This is a genomic window from Formosa sp. A9 (assembly GCF_051200825.1).
Lineage (GTDB): Bacteria > Bacteroidota > Bacteroidia > Flavobacteriales > Flavobacteriaceae > Formosa.
The window spans coordinates 3341425-3356612 of sequence record NZ_CP195158.1 but is presented as its reverse complement, the minus strand read 5'-3'; the positions used below and the strand labels follow the sequence as shown (position 1 = coordinate 3356612).

The following is a 15188-nucleotide window of genomic DNA, read 5'->3' as shown; positions in this document are numbered from 1 at the left end:
TTAATTTTATTTCATGACTTCACAATTTTAACATTAGGACTGCTTGTCGTTAAAGCTAATCATCCAATTTATTTTAAACTTGTCTGTAAGCATTCCAAAATAATCTCCCCAAAAAGTATCCTCCATAGGCATGGTTATAGTACCGCCTTCAGACAATGCACTAAATAATCTGTCGGCTTCGGCTTTACTATCTACATTTAAAGATAGACTAATATTATTGCCTATAAGGGTTTTATTAGCCCAATCGCCACCAGTGTCGCTACCCATTAAAATGGTGTTACTGTTAATGGGTAAACTAATGTGCATAATTTTGTCTTTATCGGCTTCGTTAACGGTTACTCCCTCTTGTGGAGGCATTTCTCCAAAGCGCCCTAAATAGGTGAATTCGCCTCCAAAAACAGATTTGTAAAAATTAAAGGCTGTTTCGCAGTCGCCTAAAAATGTTAAGTACGGATTTAATTGTGTCATAATTAGAAGTTTTTAAGATTAATAATTAGTTGACCATGCAGTAGGTTTATTGTTGGTAAGCCAGGCTTCTATTTGGTTTATGGTTTGGTAGTGGTTTATAGTCTTGTTGGTTATTAATTGCTGTTTGTTTATCGTGTTTAATACTTGTGAGCGTGTGGTTTGTAAATCTAAATAGGGTATAAAAACTACATTAACGTCGGTGTGTTTAGCAAGAAATTTAAAATAGCGATACTGATTAGGAATCAGTTGTAAGTGCTTGTTAAAGTTACTTCTTTTTCGTGTAAAATCCTTAGTTTTTCTAAAGTATAAACGTTTGGTGTCGCAGTAAAACACGATATATAAATCTGGGAAAGTGAGGGTTTGTTTAAAAATTTCGGTTTTATAAAAAGACAAAGCATCAGCTAAATTGAAATCTTTAGAATGATATGTCCAATTATACCATAAGGGTTGAAACACATCGCCATCAAATATCACCGAAGTAGATGCATTTAAGCCTAAGCTATACCGCGATAGTTGCTTTTTGTAATACCAAAGGTTTGATGCTGTTTTAGGGCGTTTAAATAGTTCGTTCACTTCTGGAACGCTGTAAAATTGAGTTTTAAGATGAGTACATAATGTAGATTTCCCTATGGCACTGGGGCCTTCAAAAGTTATAAGCATTCGTTTGTTTTTAGGCTTCATAAAGTTCTAAGGGTAAACCGTCTGGATCTTCAAAAAATGTAAACTGTTTTTGTGTGTATTCATCCATACGTATTGGTTCGCAGATAACTCCTAATGTTTTTAAACGTTCAACTTCCGTACTAATATCATCGACTTCAAAAGCGAGATGTCTTAAACCTGTGCCTTCTGGCCTTGATATACGTTTTGGAGGATCAGGAAAAGAAAATAGTTCAATAACATAATTACCGTTCATGGCCAAATCTAATTTATACGATTCGCGATCTGCTCTATAAGTTTCATTTAAAATATCTAGACCAAGAATAGTGGTGTAAAAATGTTTCGATTTGGGGTAATCTGAACAAATTATTGCTATATGGTGTATGTTTTTTATCATTTTTCAACGTGTAATTTATTGAAATGAAGATAATTAAATATTGCAATTTTATTGAAATTGAAGCGAAATAGCTGTTTTTTAATTATTAAATGTTAAATTTTAGTACTTTTCATCGATTTTTAAGGCTTTTTATCGATATAAAATTTGGAAATTAGGATATATTTAACATATATTTACATAGTCTTTTGCTGTAGAAATAGTAGTAAAAGATGTATTAATTCATTAAGGTTCATTTTTTACCAGCTTCCCTCACTATATTTTTTAGTTGTTTAAGTACGTTTTGTACTGCCTTATTTTAAGGCAAACTGTTTAAGATTAGAAAAATTAATATTAAAAATTATACTAAAACAACCTAAAATTGAAGCTTATGAAATCTCTAAGAATTACCTTTTTTGCCCTTGTATTATTTGGATCGTTAACCTCTTGTGTTAAAGAAGATTTAGAAGACGACGATGTACTAGTAGCCCCAGACGATGTTGAAGCCACATATTATACTGGTGGCGTTGTAGACGAAAAATAGAATAGAACTAGTTATACTATCAATAGCCCCGATAAATTATTATTGGGGCTATTTTGTGTTTATAACTTAAAAAAAATAAATACTTTTGGGTAAATTGATACTAATGTAGCCTTGGGGAACGCATATAAAATTTTTATTTGTTTTATAATCACTTTTAGCGGTTTTTACGCAAAGGCTTTGGCACAACGGTCCAAAAAAGATAGTGTTGCTATATTGCTTTCTAGGTCCAGTAATTACGAAAAATACGACTACGATACCAGACTGTTATTTGCTAAACGGGCCAAACAATATGCGGAACAATCGCGTAAAGACTCTTTGGTGTTAAAAAGCAATTTACAGATTGCAGATTTATATAAGGAGCGTAAATTTTTCGACTTATTTTTAAAGGCTAATCACGATAACCTAAAATATGCCGAGCGCGTAGGCGATTCTGTTTATCAGGCTAAGATCTACTCTAAAATGGGTGATTTTTATGAAAAGATTTTAAGCGATAGCGCGTATTATTACTATTATAAATCGGAAAAAATTTATAGACGTTTGCACGATGCTTATAATACAGCTTCCATTTTATTGAGTATCGCCATCATTCAAAAAAATGAAAAGGATTTTATTGGTAGCGAGGTAACCTCGGTTGAAGCAATTAAGCTTTTAGATTCTTTGCCAAAAATTGATAAAAATATCCGTAAGAAAGCCTATTTATACAACAACCTGGGTTTGGTTTTCGACCAATTAGAGCAACAACAAGAAGCCATAAATTACCATAATAAAGCATTGGTGTTAAAGCAAAGTTTAGAGGGCGATAATAGCGCGACCATCGATAATTCCATGAATAATTTAGGAGCTGCTTATAAAAACTCTGGAAATTATAAAACGGCATTAGAGCTTTACAAAAGTGTTTTATCGAATAAAAATTTAAAACAAGAACGCCCATCTTTTTACGCCTTGGTTTTAGATAATTATGCTAATACACGCTATCAATCTGGCGATAAAGAGCAGACATTAAAGTTGTATACCGAAGCTTTAAATGTATGCGATAGTATTGGAGAAAGCTATAATTCTATAATCATTAATCAGCATATTGCAGAGTATTATAACGATATGAAACAAAAAGATTCTGCTAAAAAATATGCCTATCGTGCTAAAAATATATCGGAACAATATCATAACGACGATCTTTTAAAATCATTATTATTGCTATCTAAAATCGAAAGCGATAGCGCTGCCGTTCAACATTATAAAGCCTATATTCATTTAAACGATAGCTTGCAAAAAAGTGAGCGTGCAGTCCGTAATAAATTTGCGAGAATACGTTACGAAACAAAAGAAATAGAGCAGAAAAACATTAAAATATCAAAAGAGCGTTCTTGGTTAATAATTTTGTCTGGAGGTCTTTTAATTACCTTCTTTTTGTTATTCATTATTATCACGCAGCGCAATAGAAATAAATCCCTTCAGTTTAAGCAGCAGCAACAACAAGCCAACGAAGAAATATACAATTTAATGTTACTGCAACAAGATAAAATCGATGAAGCCAGAACGATGGAAAAGCGTCGAATATCCGAAGAATTGCACGACGGCATTTTAAGTAGATTGTTTGGAACACGGCTGAGTTTAGATAGTTTAAATTTTAGTACATCGGCCGAAGCGATCCAAACTAGAGGCAGTTATTTAGACGAGCTGAAAACTATAGAACAGGATATACGTAAAGTGTCGCACGATTTAAATATAGATTTTGTGTCGAATTCTGGGTATATAGATATAGTTAAAACTTTACTCGAAAAACAGGCTTTAGCTTATAATATTATGGCCGAATTAAAACACGACGATAATATTAATTGGGATGCCATCCCTAACAAAACAAAAATTCATTTATACAGAATTATTCAAGAAGCAATCCAAAATGTTTTTAAACATGCAAAAGCTTCTAAAATTGAAATAAAATTTTATCTTGAAAACCAAGAATTGTTTTTGGAAATTTCAGACGATGGCATCGGTTTCGACCTTAATAAATCGAAACAAGGCATCGGACTCAAAAACATGAAATCCAGATTGAAAGAAATTCATGGTCATTTAAAAGTTATTTCCGAAAAACAAAACGGCACAACACTAATCATTAATACCCCAATAAACAATACCTAATAGCATGGCAAAAACAAAAATTAAAATTTTAATGACAGACGATCACCCAATGATTATCGAAGGGTATCAAAACACGTTATTATCTACCAAAAAAGCAGACCAAGAACTCGAGATAGATACAGCGAACAACTGCGATCAGTCTTTAACCGCAATGGCCAATAGCATTGCCAAAGGCGAACCGTATGATGTACTGTTTATAGATATAAAAATGCCGCCGTCTAAAGATGGTAAATTTAATAGTGGTGAAGATCTGGCATTACATGCACGACAAATTTTGCCAAATGCCAAGATTGTAATTTTAACCATGTTTAACGAAACATACCGAATTCATAATATAGTAGAACAAATACAGCCAGAAGGTTTTTTAATTAAAAGCGATTTAACTTCTAGCGAATTAGCTAGTGCCTTTCAAGTTATATTAACCAGCCCACCGTTTTATAGCGGTACAGTGGCTAAGTATTTAAAGCAAACGCTTATTAACGATATTAATTTAGACGATAAAAACAGAAAAATCCTGTATTTATTGTCGCAAGGTGTTAAAACTAAGAACCTTGCAGAGCATGTAGATTTATCGTTAAGTGCTATAGAAAAGCGTAAAAAACAGCTTAAAATGATATTTGCAGTAGAAGACGGACAAGATGAAACCTTATTATATGAAGCGAAAAGATTAGGATTGATTTAGATTATAGGTGAAAAAAATCGATGAAATGCATGTTAAAATTGAAGATTTACGGTTTTTCCGCAGCAAAAAGTTATTTATAGCCTGTATCTTTGAATCAGTATCAACAACACAATACAAAAGTATTAATCCATAAATCCCTCATGAATTAATTGTTGATAATAGCAACTTACAAATTTAACCTCATAATATCTTTATGAGGTTTTTTTTTATCCCAAAATTTCTATACTACTGATATTCTATATGCTAAGGCAAAGTTTACCACATAGAGAAAGCGTCTTTGAATTTCCAAAATACACGCACAAACAATCCAAAGTATATTACCGAAATTATAAACTTTAAAAAGGTTCCCGTTAAAAAACCTAAAAACGAACCTAGTGCAGCTTTGGCAGCTTTTTTATGATGTGTTTTGTTTAACAATTCGCCAACAAAAGCACCAACAAAAGGCCAGATAATAATACCTAAAAAGCCCAATACAGGAAATACTATGGCAATAAGTAGCCCTACAGTGGTTCCTATAACCCCAAATTTACTGCCCCCAAATTTTTTAGTTCCCATTGCAGGAATGGCATAATCTATAATTATTACAGCTAAAGCGATGAGTAAAGTAACTATTAAAAACATCCAGTTATTGGGTATAGCCTTAGTAAGGTACAACAATAAAAGTCCGATCCAGCTTATAGGCGGGCCGGGGAGCACAGGTAAAAAGCTTCCTAAAATACCTATACACATACATACAAAACCTAAAATTAACAGGGCAATATCCATAACAAACAATTTTACTATAACTAAGATATAGAAATAAAAACATTTTTTTGACTAAAAAATTAGTTTAAACTAAATATTTAGTTATATTTGTCTTGTTGTTAAACTAAAAACTTAGTTGTATGAAAGCGTTAACTAAAGCGGAAGAGGAAATTATGCAAGTGCTTTGGCAATTAGAGAAAGCCAATGTTAAGGCTATAATTAAAGAATTACCAGAACCTAAGCCTGCCTATAACACGGTGTCGACCATAGTGAGGATTTTAGAAAGTAAAGGATTTGTAGATTACGAAAAACAAGGTAAAGGGCATACGTATTTTCCTAAAGTGACAAAAGAAGATTATAGCAATCAATCGTTAAACGCGTTGGTTAACAATTATTTTCAGGGATCTTTTAAAAGTTTAGTTTCCTTCTTCGTAAAGGAGAACGATATAAGTTTAAAAGACATGGAAGCCGTACTTAAAGATATTCAGAAAAACGATTAGCCATGGTACATTACATTCTACAAACAATAGCTTTTCAGTTGTTTTTTTTACTGGTATACGATGTGTTTTTAAAGCGCGAAACCTTTTTTAACTGGAATCGATTTTATTTGTTATTTACGCCTATAGCAGCGTTGGTGTTGCCGTTAATACAAATAGATGCTTTTAAAAATATAGTGCCTCAAAATTATGTGGTACAGCTGCCTGCAGTAATTATACATCCAGAGCAAGTACAGCTAAAAACGGAACTCTTGCCAGCTGTATTTATTACGTCGGAGACCACATTTTGGACCTGGGAGTTTATTATATATGCAGGTATAGGTATTGCTTCAGTATTATTTTTATTGAAAATATATAAGGTGCTCAAAACCGTATTTAGTGCAAAAAAGCATCGTGTAAATGGTTACACCGTAATTACCATCAATCAGAGCACTGCAGCATATTCGTTTTTTAATTATGTGTTTCTAGGCGATCAAATTACCGATAACCAATACCAAACTATTTTAATGCACGAGTGCGTGCACATTAAACACAAACACAGTTTAGATTTGTTGTTTTTTGAAATGCTTCGTATCGTGTTTTGGTACAATCCGTTAGTATATATGTATCACAATAGAATGGTGGCGCTTCACGAGTTTATTGCCGATGCAACCGTAATTAAACAGCAGGACAAAGCCTCCTACTATCAAAATTTGTTAAGTCAAGTTTTCGATGTTAAAGATATATCATTCATCAATCCATTTTATAAACAATCATTAATCAAAAAACGAATCATTATGTTAACAAAAACAAAATCAAAACAAGTTCATGCATTAAAGTACGCCTTAATTATTCCTGTCGTGTTGGGAATGTTGTTCTACACCTCTTGCGATAAAGATAGCGACACAGCCTTAGGAGGCGTTGCTGGTCAAGAAGATCGCTCTAACGTGCTTCAGAATATAGAAATTCTAAAAGAATCTATAGCCGCAAAAGGTTATGTTTCAGACGAAGAAGATGCTGCTTTAAAATCGCTTATGGTTTTAGTTTCTCCAAACGGATTTAATAATCCAGATTTACAAGATGTAGTGGCAGATACAGAGGTGCCTTTTAGTTTAGTTACCAGTGTGCCTGTTTTTCCAGGTTGTGAAAGCTTGGACGCAGGAGAACAAAAAAAATGTTTTTCTGAACAGCTTACCAAATTCGTTGCAGAAAATTTCAATACCGATCTTGCTGGAGAAAAAGGATTATCGGGGAAACAACGTATAAGCGTAATTTTTAAAATAGATAGCGAAGGATCGATTGTTGGAGCCAAAGCACGTGCACCAATTGTTGAGTTGGAAAAAGAAGCTTTACGCGTAGTAAATTTATTGCCTAAAATGACACCAGGAAAAATGCAAGGCAAGAATGTAACGGTAGCTTATTCATTACCTATAATTTTTCAGGTGGCCGATTAAGCGCTTTACAGCACAAACATTATAAAGCCGAAGCCTAGCTTCGGCTATTTTTTTTAGAGACTTGTTTTGTGGTAAACCTTCATTGGTCTCAGTCGTTAGTTGAAACTATGCACTTTTAGTGCAAGACTTTCAGTTTCTATAAATATTTTTTCGCCACGAATGCACGAATATTTGACATAGTTTTTATAAAGAATATTAGTGTATTTGTGGCTAAAATAAATACAAATAATCGAACTTTCAGTTTGTTTTCAAACCTATAGACTGGAAGTCTATACTGGTTTAGTTAAACACTTTTTAATTAACATTTGTAGTTGTAAAAGCATTAAATATTAAAAATATTGTATTTTCGGTGTTCATCTTAGACTATGAAACTATTTTTTGTTTTACTTATTTTGGTTTTTGTAAGTGCATGCGACGATTTAAAGGTGAAAAAAACATCGACCGAGGCAATTTTAAATGAAGAATTACAATCGTTTACCTGGAACGAAGTCGATGAATACCCCACATTCTCTTCCTGTAATAATACCGAAACGCAACAGGATAGAAAGCAATGTTTCGAGCAAACATTGTCGGTTGTAATTTTAAACCATTTAGAGCAAGCACGTATTATTGTAAACCACGATGTGTTAGATACTTTGCAAATCCGATTGAAAATTTCGGATGTGGGAGAACTTAGTTTGCTTCAATTTAAAGTCGATTCTATCACTCAAGCAGAAATTCCAAATATTCAAGAACTGATTGCTTCGAGTTTAGATAGTTTGCCGACGATAGAACCTGCTATAAAACGCGGCCAAAAAGTAACAACCGAATTTACCCTGCCTATTATTGTTAAGGTAAATTAATACCATTTAGTACAAAGACTTATTTTGTAAATTCGCGACCTTTCCATTTGTAAGATGAAAACATTGAGGCGCCTACTATAAATGTGCAGAAAAAAGGATACAATACAGCCGAAAAAACATACCACTTTAAGGTGTTGGTTTGCCTAAAAAACGATGCGCTTTTAAAAATCAAGATAAAATCGATACTACATTTTGCTATAAATAGGCATAAAATGTATATCACGTTTATATCTCCAAAGCAAGACCATAAGCCTAAAGTTATTACTAAAGCATTCATTAAAAACACTAAAACGCCAGTTAGTTTGCTAAACGGATATCGATAAGCTTTTGTTTTTGAAGCCCAGCGTTTACGCTGCTGTATTAAATCCGGAATATTGGGTTGTGCATGGGTGTAAACTATGGCGGCAACGTCTTTTACATAGTGTACACGCTTAGGGTGGCGAGAAACCATGTTTTCTAACATAAAAATATCGTCGCCACTGGCAATGGTATTGTTGTTATTAAATCCGTTGCTATTTATAAAGGCATTTTTTTTATATGCTAAATTAGCGCCATTACATAAAAACGGTTTGCCAATGCCAAAACCACCTATGGTTGCGCCTTGTAAACTCATCATATCAAACCACTGGAATTGGTTTAAAAATGAAGACTGAACGATGTAGGTTACAGGGGCAACAAGCATTACCGGTTTGTAGCTTTGTATGTAATTGTTAAACGTATCTAGCCATAATTCTGGAATTAAACAGTCGGCATCTGTAGTTATAATCCATTGGTGTTTTGCTGTTTGTATGGCAGTTTGTATGGCGTCCTTTTTAGGCGATTTAGAATGTCTTTGGTTGATTAATAAGCGAATGTGTAATTGCGGATTGGCGGTAGAAAAATTAGTAATAAGTGCTTCAGAATTATCAGTAGATGCATCATTTACCAATAATATTTCGAAGGCACCCTTAGGATACTGTAAAAGAGCTAAAGTTTGTAAGAGTTGTGGAAGGTGTTTCGCTTCGTTCCTAAACGGAATAACAATAGAAAATGTTGTAGTTGGTTGGTTTATTGCTGTGTTGCTTTTAGGTTTAGGCAGTTTTTCAAAACCAACACAAAAACTGCCTATTAAAACCAAATAACTTATAAGTACGGTAAGGCTAAAAACAATCATTCACTTAAAAACGTTATGGGCTTAAATTTTAAAATGGCATAGTATCCTATAACACTTGGTAATACGGTATTACAGAACCACATTAAGGTTACAGTGCTTAAAACCACACTTTCGGGTATGTTTAAAATCGAAAAAAGATACACCGCAATACCGCCTTTTAAAACAACATCAAAAATAAATAAACTTGGTATTACAGAGGCCAAAAGGTACATGCTGGAAATTAGCATCATGGCCTGTAAATAACTTATTTCGGTTTTTAAACAAATAAGTATAAAGTAAAACTGAAACGAAAACACAGCATATCTTAACAGAGAAATACCAATAGTTGTTACTAGCGTAGCCTTAGAAATTGAAGATATAAAAACTTTTAATTTCTTAAAGTACCGGTATACTGAAGCCTTGTATTTTAAGATGGAATAAATTCCTAAACAGATGCAAATTATAATAGCATATACAATCGAATAGTTTGTATGTAGCAGGCTGATAGAAGGATACATTTTAAGGAGGGCTAAAAGTCCGAAACCACCCAAAATACATGTAATCAGCATCAGCGATATATTACCAATGGCATTTAGGGTCATTATTCTGGTTCTTAGAGATTTTGGGAAATATAAAGCTTTAGCGCCATAATCACCTATGCGATTGGGTGTAAATAACGATGCAGCGTGAGCGCCTAAGGTTTGCATTCCTGCAGTAGCGTAAGTTATTGTTTTAATAGGTTTTACCAATTGTTGCCATTTCAAAAATTCTAAACCCCAATTAATGAAGGAGCAAAGCAGAATAAATAACCAAAGATTTATGGTTTTGCCATTTTCGATCTGGAAAAGCGCTGAGTGCTGTAAGTGGTGTACCCCCAAGTTTTTATCCATTTTTGAATAAATAACATAAAAACTACACGCAATAATACTTATCTTAACCGTTAAAATTAAGAATTGATTAGATTTGTAAGAAAGTGCCTTAGCGTGCATGTTGCAAATTAAACCTTTTATTATAAGATGTCTTCTAAAATTAAAAAACAAAATTGTAAAGTAGTTCTGGTTGTAATGATATTTTTTAGTAGCCTTTATGGGTTTTCGCAACAGGAAGAAGATAAATTAAGATTTCAGTTGGCCGTTGGCTTCAATCATGCATTCGAGCATGGTTTTGCACAGCCAGACCAAGATTTAAGCACAGATATTGCAGGGCATGCCTTTAATTTGCCAACCATTAATGTAGGGGCACAGTATTTATTAAACAAACGTTGGGGCGCAAAATTAGATTTAGGGTATAATCGTATTTCGAATGCCAACGATGTGCCCGATTTTAAAATTAATTATGTACGAATTAATGCGCAGGCAGTTTACGATTATTCACATGTTTTTGGCATTCTTCCAGAAGAATTCACGCTTATGGCGCATGGAGGACCAGGATATACCGTAGCAAAACCATTGGGAACTCTTAAAGACAATAAACAGAATTATTTAAATGTCATGTTAGGTACAGACCTCTCTTACGAGTTAAGTCGTAATACCACAGTCTTTACAGATTTGGCATTTGTGTATGGATTTTCTAATCCCGAAGATTATTCGCCGCCAGAAAATCATTTAGGTGCTTTTAATGGTAGCATCTTTACATTTACCGTTGGGGTTTCCTTATCTTTGAGCGGTTGTTATTTTTGTAATTAAATGAGTAAGGAACGTATTATTTTAGGAATTGATCCAGGAACTACAATTATGGGATTTGGGTTGATTAAAGTGGTGGGTAAAACCATGTCTTTTTTGCAGTTGAATGAATTGGATTTAAAAAAATACGACGACCATTACCTAAAATTGAAGCTTATTTTTGAAAGAACGATAGAGCTTATAGAAACCCATCATCCAGATGAAATAGCTATCGAAGCTCCTTTTTTTGGGAAAAATGTACAGAGTATGTTAAAGTTAGGGCGCGCTCAAGGTGTGGCCATGGCTGCAGGCTTATCGCGGGAAGTCCCTATAACAGAGTATTCGCCAAAAAAAATAAAGATGGCCATAACAGGCAATGGTAACGCCAGTAAAGAGCAGGTGGCAAAAATGCTACAAAGTGTTTTAAAGTTAAAAAGTCTGCCAAAAAATCTCGATGCAACCGATGGTTTGGCGGCTGCAGTCTGTCATTTTTATAACGAGGGCCGTGTAGAGGTTGGAAAAAGTTATTCTGGGTGGGCTAGTTTTGTAAAGCAAAACGAAGCGCGTATTAAAAAGTAATTTACAGACTTCTAACGTTCAACTTTCATTTATAAAACCAATATCATGTCTGGTATTTATATTCATATTCCGTTTTGTAAGCAAGCATGCTTTTATTGTGATTTTCATTTTTCTACCAATTTAAAAAAGAAAGACGAACTTATTGCAGCCTTAAAATCGGAATTAGAAATCAGAAAAAATGAACTGCTAAATCAAACCGTAAACACTATTTATTTTGGTGGAGGAACACCAAGTGTTTTATCAACGGAAGAAATTAATGATATTATAGATTCGGTTTATAAACATTATCGGGTGGTATCGCAACCCGAGATTACTTTAGAAGCCAATCCAGATGATTTGTCTAACGAAAAACTTATAGCACTTTCCAATAGTAAAATCAATCGCTTAAGCATTGGCGTACAATCCTTTTATGAAGCCGATTTAAAATTGATGAATCGTGCCCATAACGCGCAGCAGGCCCAAGCATGTTTACAGGAAGCTGCCAAATATTTCGATAATATTTCGGTAGATTTAATTTATGGTATTCCGGGCGCCTCGAACGTGCAATGGTTAAATAATATCCAGCGGGTGCTCGACTATAACATTCCGCATATTTCTTGTTACGCCCTAACAGTAGAACCTAAAACCGCTTTAGAAAGTTTAATAGAAAAGGGCAAAATTGCTAATATAGATGAAGCCAAAGCGCAAGAGCAGTTTTTTATGTTAATAGAGCAGTTAACAGCTGCTGGTTTTATACATTACGAATTGTCTAATTTTGGAAAAGAAGGCTATTTCAGTCAAAATAATTCAGCCTATTGGCAAGGCAAAACGTATATAGGTATTGGTCCTTCGGCACATTCTTACAACGGGGTGTCGCGGAGTTGGAATGTCTCTAATAATACAAAATATATAAAAGCAATTCAAGATAATATTTTGCCCAAAACCGAGGAAATACTTAGCGAAACAGATACATATAACGAATATGTTATGACGGGGTTAAGAACCATTTGGGGAGTAGACCTCAATGTTTTAGAAACGAATTTTAGTCCGGTTTATAAATCTTACATTTTAGAGCAGGCAGATAAATATTTTAAGGAAGAATTATTGTATATTGAAGATGATAAACTTAAAGTTACCCCAAAAGGAAAATTCTTGAGCGATGGCATTGCTTCGCATCTCTTCAAGATTTAAATTCGAAATATTATGATTGCAACCATTCAAACCAATTCTAAAAAATATCAAATCGATTTAACCAAACCTTTAGATATTTCTATCCCGTTGCGGGCGTCAAAAAGTAATGTAAATGCTTGGTATTTAGACGAACCTAAAATAGAACCGGTAGAAGAAGATGGTTGGGTAGCAAAAGTGTCGGAAGGCGCTAGCGTCAATTTTAATAATATCATGTTTAATCCGCATGCCCACGGTACACATACCGAGTGTGCTGGCCATATTACGGAAGCCTTTTATTCAATCAACCAAAATTTAAAACAGTTTTTTTTTCTGGCCGAAGTTATAACAGTAGCAATGGAAACATTAAACGATGATTTTGTGATTTCAAAAAAACAAATTCAGTTTGCCTTAGGAAACAAAAAACGTCAGGCTGTTGTTATTCGTACCATCCCCAATACCACCGAAAAATTAAGCAAGCAGTATTCGCACACCAATCCACCATATTTGTTAGAAGAGGCCGCAGTTTATTTACGAGAAAAAGGGGTGGAACATTTACTTATAGATTTACCTAGTGTAGACAAAGAAAAAGATAATGGCGAACTTTTGGCGCATAATGCCTTTTGGAACACGAAAGGGAAGTTGCGTTTAAATGCCAGTATTACCGAATTTATTTATGTGCCGAATGCAGTAAAAGACGGGACGTATTTTTTAAATCTGCAAATAGCACCTTTCGAAAACGATGCTGTACCTAGTAAGCCTATTTTATATGAATTGATTACCGATTAATTTTTAAAGCAATGTTTGAAAATGTATTAATGGTACTGCTTGGGGTTTTAGTAACCTATTGGGGGTTTACCTTTTATAAAAAGAAAGAGCAAAAAGATTTAACCCAAAAGCAATCGACCGTACTTTTAGAGAAAATAAAAAGTGTTTGTAAATTAATTACGGTAGAAGGCGAGTTTGCAGAAATTTACCACCACGAAAATATTAAAGAACATTTTTTAGGCTTATTTTCAAGCAAACGCAAAGCGCTTATTGTTATTAATGCCAAAGTACATATTGGTTACGATTTGACACGAGTGAAACTAAAGGCCAATACCGAAACAAAGCAAATTATTGTAGAACATTTACCACAGCCGGAAGTTTTGTCTATAGAACCCGATTTAAGATACTACGATATTAAAAATGGTTTGTTTAATAAATTTGCTTCAGACGATTTAACCGTGCTAAATAAAGAAGCAAAGCAACATATTTTAGATAAAATTCCTGAAAGCAGATTAATGCTTACAGCCAAAAAAGAAGCACTGCAAGCCATTTTAATGATAGAGAAAATTGTTGAAACCATAGACTGGACGCTAGATTATTCTGCTTTAAAAATAGAAGACGAAACAATCGAAAACTTAAAATCATAATGAAAACAATTTTAAAATTAGAAGATTGTGGGATCTTGTTGCTTTCTGTGTTTTTATTCTCGCAATTATCGTTTGCTTGGTGGTGGTTTTTGGTATTGTTTTTAACACCCGATGTGGGTTTTGTAGGGTATGCTTTTAATACTAAAATTGGCGCTTTTTGCTATAATATACTACATCATAAAGGCGTAGCGGTAGTGTTCTATATTTTGGGGACTTTAATGGCAATAGAGTTTTTTCAGCTTGTTGGGGTAATCATGTTGGGGCATGCCGCATTCGATAGATTATTGGGCTATGGCTTAAAATATAACGACAGTTTTCATCACACACATTTGGGATACATTGGTAAGCCTTCCAAACGTCAATCTGAACATAAACGATAATTAATTTAGTATCATGATTAACATAGAACAGCTTTACGAATATTGTTTAAAAAAGCCTGGAGTTACAGAGGCATCTCCGTTCGATAACGATACTTTGGTGCTAAAAGTTTTAGGCAAAATGTTTTTGTTAACCTCGCTAAAAGGGTGGGAAGAAGGCCATCCTGCAATTAATTTAAAATGCGATCCCATCGAAGCCGAAAATTTAAGAGCGCGTTACAACAGTATAACTCCGGGATACCACATGAGTAAAAAACATTGGAATACGGTTCAGTTAAATCAGGGCGATACAGAACTGTCTTTAATACTAAAATTAATAGACGATTCTTACCATTTGGTAGTTCAAGGGCTTCCTAAAAAACTTCGGGACACATTAAAATAATTGATAACTATTTGTTAATCAGTGTAGGTGTTTGGTTTTTTTTATCTAATTTAGAACGTAAATAGTCTTCCCTACAAGAACTAGAATTAATACAGTTTAAAATTGATAAGGTTCATT

General features: G+C 33.9%; 19 protein-coding genes. 13 read left to right on the top strand and 6 right to left on the bottom strand.

Annotated elements, in window-relative coordinates; all coding sequences use genetic code 11:
• Nucleotides 1–33 precede the first annotated feature (33 nt).
• From ACR9EA_RS14725 to gloA2, 3 genes are read right to left on the bottom strand one after another with little or no spacing between them, the layout of a single operon-like run.
• Nucleotides 34–468, bottom strand: coding sequence for a VOC family protein (locus ACR9EA_RS14725; RefSeq protein WP_435134702.1), 435 nt, complete (start codon nucleotides 466–468; stop codon nucleotides 34–36).
• A gap of 18 nt (nucleotides 469–486) precedes the next feature.
• Nucleotides 487–1128 (bottom strand): hypothetical protein, encoded by a 642-nt coding sequence (locus ACR9EA_RS14720; protein WP_435134699.1) that lies wholly within the window; start codon nucleotides 1126–1128, stop codon nucleotides 487–489.
• 10 nt (nucleotides 1129–1138) lie between these two features.
• On the bottom strand, nucleotides 1139–1522 hold the full coding sequence (gene gloA2 / locus ACR9EA_RS14715; RefSeq protein WP_435134697.1) for an SMU1112c/YaeR family gloxylase I-like metalloprotein: 384 nt from the start codon (nucleotides 1520–1522) through the stop codon (nucleotides 1139–1141).
• 367 nt (nucleotides 1523–1889) lie between these two features.
• Between gloA2 and ACR9EA_RS14710 the strand changes: the two genes are divergently transcribed.
• The 3 genes from ACR9EA_RS14710 to ACR9EA_RS14700 all read left to right on the top strand — a co-directional run bounded on the left by ACR9EA_RS14710 (nucleotide 1890) and on the right by ACR9EA_RS14700 (nucleotide 4863).
• Complete coding sequence (locus tag ACR9EA_RS14710; RefSeq protein WP_435134694.1) at nucleotides 1890–2042, top strand: hypothetical protein; 153 nt, start codon at nucleotides 1890–1892, stop codon at nucleotides 2040–2042.
• 177 nt (nucleotides 2043–2219) lie between these two features.
• Complete coding sequence (locus ACR9EA_RS14705) at nucleotides 2220–4181, top strand: tetratricopeptide repeat-containing sensor histidine kinase (RefSeq protein ID WP_435134692.1); 1962 nt, start codon at nucleotides 2220–2222, stop codon at nucleotides 4179–4181.
• A 4-nt stretch (nucleotides 4182–4185) separates the two neighbouring features.
• On the top strand, nucleotides 4186–4863 hold the full coding sequence (locus ACR9EA_RS14700; RefSeq protein WP_435134689.1) for a DNA-binding response regulator: 678 nt from the start codon (nucleotides 4186–4188) through the stop codon (nucleotides 4861–4863).
• Nucleotides 4864–5118: 255 nt separating this feature from the next.
• Here the strand turns inward: ACR9EA_RS14700 and ACR9EA_RS14695 are convergent, their stop codons facing one another.
• The gene (locus ACR9EA_RS14695; protein ID WP_435134686.1) at nucleotides 5119–5628 is read right to left on the bottom strand and encodes a DUF456 domain-containing protein; all 510 of its coding nucleotides are present in this window, start codon (nucleotides 5626–5628) and stop codon (nucleotides 5119–5121) included.
• Nucleotides 5629–5747: 119 nt separating this feature from the next.
• Here ACR9EA_RS14695 and ACR9EA_RS14690 point away from each other — a divergent pair, with 119 nt between their 5' ends.
• From ACR9EA_RS14690 to ACR9EA_RS14680, 3 genes are all read left to right on the top strand, one after another.
• On the top strand, nucleotides 5748–6107 hold the full coding sequence (locus tag ACR9EA_RS14690; RefSeq protein ID WP_435134684.1) for a BlaI/MecI/CopY family transcriptional regulator: 360 nt from the start codon (nucleotides 5748–5750) through the stop codon (nucleotides 6105–6107).
• 2 nt (nucleotides 6108–6109) lie between these two features.
• A complete protein-coding gene (locus ACR9EA_RS14685; RefSeq protein ID WP_435134681.1) occupies nucleotides 6110–7537 on the top strand; it encodes a M56 family metallopeptidase in 1428 nt (475 codons plus the stop codon).
• A gap of 365 nt (nucleotides 7538–7902) precedes the next feature.
• The gene (locus ACR9EA_RS14680) at nucleotides 7903–8379 is read left to right on the top strand and encodes a hypothetical protein (protein WP_435134679.1); all 477 of its coding nucleotides are present in this window, start codon (nucleotides 7903–7905) and stop codon (nucleotides 8377–8379) included.
• Between the two features lie 19 nt (nucleotides 8380–8398).
• Here the strand turns inward: ACR9EA_RS14680 and ACR9EA_RS14675 are convergent, their stop codons facing one another.
• Together ACR9EA_RS14675 and ACR9EA_RS14670 are read right to left on the bottom strand one after the other, a co-directional pair.
• Complete coding sequence (locus tag ACR9EA_RS14675; protein ID WP_435134676.1) at nucleotides 8399–9532, bottom strand: glycosyltransferase; 1134 nt, start codon at nucleotides 9530–9532, stop codon at nucleotides 8399–8401.
• Entirely contained in the window at nucleotides 9529–10401 is an 873-nt protein-coding gene (locus ACR9EA_RS14670) for a lysylphosphatidylglycerol synthase domain-containing protein (RefSeq protein ID WP_435134675.1), read from the bottom strand. Before ACR9EA_RS14670 ends, ACR9EA_RS14675 begins: the two co-directional genes overlap by 4 nt.
• 126 nt (nucleotides 10402–10527) lie before the next feature.
• Between ACR9EA_RS14670 and ACR9EA_RS14665 the strand changes: the two genes are divergently transcribed.
• The 7 genes from ACR9EA_RS14665 to ACR9EA_RS14635 are packed head-to-tail and all read left to right on the top strand — an operon-like array spanning nucleotide 10528 to nucleotide 15071.
• Nucleotides 10528–11196 carry an outer membrane beta-barrel protein gene (locus ACR9EA_RS14665; protein ID WP_435134673.1) on the top strand — a complete coding sequence of 223 codons (669 nt, stop codon included), beginning with the start codon at nucleotides 10528–10530 and terminating at the stop codon, nucleotides 11194–11196.
• The gene (gene ruvC, locus ACR9EA_RS14660; protein ID WP_435134670.1) at nucleotides 11197–11751 is read left to right on the top strand and encodes a crossover junction endodeoxyribonuclease RuvC; all 555 of its coding nucleotides are present in this window, start codon (nucleotides 11197–11199) and stop codon (nucleotides 11749–11751) included.
• 45 nt (nucleotides 11752–11796) lie between these two features.
• Nucleotides 11797–12921 (top strand): radical SAM family heme chaperone HemW, encoded by a 1125-nt coding sequence (gene hemW / locus ACR9EA_RS14655; RefSeq protein WP_435134667.1) that lies wholly within the window; start codon nucleotides 11797–11799, stop codon nucleotides 12919–12921.
• 12 nt (nucleotides 12922–12933) lie between these two features.
• Nucleotides 12934–13686: a cyclase family protein gene (locus ACR9EA_RS14650; RefSeq protein WP_435134664.1), complete on the top strand. Its 753-nt coding sequence runs from the start codon at nucleotides 12934–12936 to the stop codon at nucleotides 13684–13686.
• Between the two features lie 11 nt (nucleotides 13687–13697).
• Nucleotides 13698–14312 (top strand): DUF4230 domain-containing protein, encoded by a 615-nt coding sequence (locus ACR9EA_RS14645; protein WP_435134661.1) that lies wholly within the window; start codon nucleotides 13698–13700, stop codon nucleotides 14310–14312.
• The gene (locus ACR9EA_RS14640; protein ID WP_435134658.1) at nucleotides 14312–14692 is read left to right on the top strand and encodes a DUF4260 domain-containing protein; all 381 of its coding nucleotides are present in this window, start codon (nucleotides 14312–14314) and stop codon (nucleotides 14690–14692) included. Before ACR9EA_RS14645 ends, ACR9EA_RS14640 begins: the two co-directional genes overlap by 1 nt.
• Nucleotides 14693–14708: 16 nt before the next feature.
• Entirely contained in the window at nucleotides 14709–15071 is a 363-nt protein-coding gene (locus tag ACR9EA_RS14635) for an MmcQ/YjbR family DNA-binding protein (protein ID WP_435139896.1), read from the top strand.
• Nucleotides 15072–15188 lie beyond the last annotated feature (117 nt).

Coding starts and splice junctions, on each gene's coding strand:
- ACR9EA_RS14725 (WP_435134702.1), bottom strand. CDS start 468: ATGACACAATTAAATCCGTACTTAACATTTTTAGGCGACTGCGAAACA.
- ACR9EA_RS14720 (WP_435134699.1), bottom strand. CDS start 1,128: ATGCTTATAACTTTTGAAGGCCCCAGTGCCATAGGGAAATCTACATTA.
- gloA2 (WP_435134697.1), bottom strand. CDS start 1,522: ATGATAAAAAACATACACCATATAGCAATAATTTGTTCAGATTACCCC.
- ACR9EA_RS14710 (WP_435134694.1), top strand. CDS start 1,890: ATGAAATCTCTAAGAATTACCTTTTTTGCCCTTGTATTATTTGGATCG.
- ACR9EA_RS14700 (WP_435134689.1), top strand. CDS start 4,186: ATGGCAAAAACAAAAATTAAAATTTTAATGACAGACGATCACCCAATG.
- ACR9EA_RS14695 (WP_435134686.1), bottom strand. CDS start 5,628: ATGGATATTGCCCTGTTAATTTTAGGTTTTGTATGTATGTGTATAGGT.
- ACR9EA_RS14690 (WP_435134684.1), top strand. CDS start 5,748: ATGAAAGCGTTAACTAAAGCGGAAGAGGAAATTATGCAAGTGCTTTGG.
- ACR9EA_RS14685 (WP_435134681.1), top strand. CDS start 6,110: ATGGTACATTACATTCTACAAACAATAGCTTTTCAGTTGTTTTTTTTA.
- ACR9EA_RS14680 (WP_435134679.1), top strand. CDS start 7,903: ATGAAACTATTTTTTGTTTTACTTATTTTGGTTTTTGTAAGTGCATGC.
- ACR9EA_RS14675 (WP_435134676.1), bottom strand. CDS start 9,532: ATGATTGTTTTTAGCCTTACCGTACTTATAAGTTATTTGGTTTTAATA.
- ACR9EA_RS14670 (WP_435134675.1), bottom strand. CDS start 10,401: ATGGATAAAAACTTGGGGGTACACCACTTACAGCACTCAGCGCTTTTC.
- ACR9EA_RS14665 (WP_435134673.1), top strand. CDS start 10,528: ATGTCTTCTAAAATTAAAAAACAAAATTGTAAAGTAGTTCTGGTTGTA.
- ruvC (WP_435134670.1), top strand. CDS start 11,197: ATGAGTAAGGAACGTATTATTTTAGGAATTGATCCAGGAACTACAATT.
- hemW (WP_435134667.1), top strand. CDS start 11,797: ATGTCTGGTATTTATATTCATATTCCGTTTTGTAAGCAAGCATGCTTT.
- ACR9EA_RS14650 (WP_435134664.1), top strand. CDS start 12,934: ATGATTGCAACCATTCAAACCAATTCTAAAAAATATCAAATCGATTTA.
- ACR9EA_RS14645 (WP_435134661.1), top strand. CDS start 13,698: ATGTTTGAAAATGTATTAATGGTACTGCTTGGGGTTTTAGTAACCTAT.
- ACR9EA_RS14640 (WP_435134658.1), top strand. CDS start 14,312: ATGAAAACAATTTTAAAATTAGAAGATTGTGGGATCTTGTTGCTTTCT.